The sequence below is a fragment of the Endozoicomonas sp. SESOKO4 genome, from assembly GCF_024606275.1.
The window spans coordinates 1-2,491 of sequence record NZ_JAHHPS010000398.1 but is presented as its reverse complement, the minus strand read 5'-3'; the positions used below and the strand labels follow the sequence as shown (position 1 = coordinate 2,491).

General features: G+C 44.8%; 3 protein-coding genes. 2 read left to right on the top strand and 1 reads right to left on the bottom strand.

Features of this window, described 5'->3' with window-relative positions; genetic code table 11:
- Positions 1-430, bottom strand: a 430-nt coding sequence (locus KDK16_RS07860) for a hypothetical protein (RefSeq protein ID WP_257275462.1), incomplete at its 3' end; no start/stop codon positions are given.
- Positions 431-813: 383 nt separating this feature from the next.
- Between KDK16_RS07860 and KDK16_RS07855 the strand changes: the two genes are divergently transcribed.
- Both KDK16_RS07855 and KDK16_RS07850 read left to right on the top strand, forming a co-directional pair.
- Positions 814-1,938, top strand: coding sequence for a hypothetical protein (locus KDK16_RS07855; protein ID WP_257275460.1), 1,125 nt, complete (start codon positions 814-816; stop codon positions 1,936-1,938).
- A 143-nt stretch (positions 1,939-2,081) separates the two neighbouring features.
- On the top strand, positions 2,082-2,491 hold a 410-nt coding region (locus KDK16_RS07850; RefSeq protein WP_257275459.1), incomplete at its 3' end, for a hypothetical protein.

The window sequence follows — 2,491 nt, the reverse complement described above, 5'->3', positions numbered from 1 at the left end:
CTTCCAGTGAGTAGCCATACACCGCATTGTCTGAAAAGCCATTGATCAAGGCGAGCGCCAATGCAGGAGCCAGGGTAAGAGCAACATTATTCAATAAATGGTTTGAGTCCAGTTTTGAGTGTTGTTGCCACAGAAGGTACATAACTCCCGATCCGGCTATCGATCCGGTGATCATTCCAACGACGGACCATAGTTCAGTTCTGGCAGGAGTCAGACGCATAGCCACGAACATGGGTACTGCGAATTGACCCGAGAATAATGAATTTGGTGATTGCGCAGAATCTACGGCTCCGACTACGGCTGTGGCCCATGACCCAGCTATGGTTCCCGTTCCGGCTAAGACTTCTGCTGCCGTTGCTGTCTCAACTCTAATATCATCGTCTGAAATTTGTTTTAAGAGATAACTTATTAATAATATTCCGTCTGTCAATACGCTGGATTACTTGTACACCTTGTTTAATTAACAATGAATGAGATGCAAGCAACGGCTAATTAGATTTTATCTTATAAATCGCCAAACAATGATGGCGAAAATTACATTGCTGCACTATAAAGCCTCATGAAAACAAAAAAATTCTATGGACTTATGACTTATTCCTGCGTGTGCTGGTCATTTTTTTACAACGACAAACAAGCAGGTTAATAGTTTTTCGGGAAGATCCGATTTGTCGTTTTCTGACAATAAAACAGTTACTCGAGTTAAGGATATGAATAATGAAAACATCCGGTAATCTAATACCGCTATTCTCATACTTGTTATTGATCTGTTCGATCGCTCACTCAAGCGTATCGAGAGAAGAGCAGTTTAATTTATTGAGCCACTACAATAATGCATCGTTAGTTGAAGATAGTCTGAAACTGGTGAGCAGCAGTTCCGGACTAGCCGTTTCCACTGTAATCAACTACGGATTCTGGTACGGCATCTGCAAAACAACGGGGCTGGTCGCTGCCCTTTCCGGTCGGTTTGGCCTGTCCGGCACAGAGCAAAATGAGTTACAAGAGGCCAAATCATCTTTTTGTAATCAACTCGCTGCCGTTATCACCTCCACCGAGGTGGCTTTAGCCGGTCGCGTATCGCCCTGGCCTCTTGAGACGCCCTGGTGGCAGCCACTGCGATTTGTAGGAACAGCATACAGTGCATATGAAGCATACACTAACCGCGATCCCTATCTTATACCCATAATGACTACGGCTTACTTTACCCATGAGGTGATGGCAAGAACGGTAGCCGGAGCCACTACTGTCGGGGGTTTAAGGTACCAGAATGAAAGTACAATCCAACCTTTGGACTTTACCCACACTGAATATAAAATGTTGTCATTTTTCACTGGCATGATGGTCGGGACAATAGTCCACGAGAAAATGATTGCCAGAGGTGTCTCTCCGGGAAAAGCAGCTTTTGGTTACATCATATCTGCCGTATTGACAGACGGAATATTATTAATAAGTAATCTCTCAAAACGTATTTTAGACGGTGATATTAGAGTTGAAACAGCAACGGCAGCAGAAGTCTTAGCCGGAACCGGAGCCATAGCTGGGTCATGGGCCACAGCTACAGTCGGAGTCGTAAATGTTGCGCAATCACCAAATTCATTATTCTTGGGCCACGTCACATTAGCCAACTTGTTTGTGGCAGAAAGTCTGACTGCTACTGTTCGAACTGAACTATGGTGCGCCGCTGGAATGGCGACGGGATCGGTAGTCGGAAGCGAAGTTGTGCATCTTCTGTGGCAACAACGCTCAAGACTGGATTCAAACCATTTATTGAATAACGTTGCTCTTACCCTGGCTCCTGCCTTGGCTCTCGCTCTGATCAATGGCTTTTCAAACAACATAGTCTATGGCTACTCACTGGAAGAGAGTTTCAGCGAAACAGCTCGTAACCAATGGAAGAAATTTCATGCTCCTTTGGATTATTTGTACACCTTGTTTAATTGACAAGACGCCCTGACATCCTTCACAGGCGCAAGGCTTTGAGCTTATTCAACACTTCCGGTAAATGGCGAAAGTTCCGTTGCTGTACTATATCGTCTCTTGGCAGCAGCAAGACTCAAAGAACCCGGACCGAATGAGAGACTCCTATGTGCGCTGGTCATGATTTTACAGTTACAAAAAACAAACTACTCCCGGTTCGGGAAGATTCGGTTCGTCATTTACTGACCAAGAAATTAGTTGCCCGAATTAAAGACACAAGCAATGAAAACATTCCTAAATTAATGCCGCTGTTCTTGTGCTTGTTAATTATCTGTTCGGTGGCTCATTCAGGTATATCGAAAGAAGAACAATTCAACTTATTAAGTCACTACAATAATGCATCGTTAGTTGAAGACAGTCTGAAACTGGTCACCAGTGGTTCCGTGCTAGCCGTTTCCACCGTGATCAATTACGGATTCTGGTACGGCATCTGCAAATCACCTGAGCTGGTCTCTTCCCTTGCAGCTCAGGGGACGAAGGTGATACTTGTCCTGCTATTGCAGCCTCAGTGGAAGTG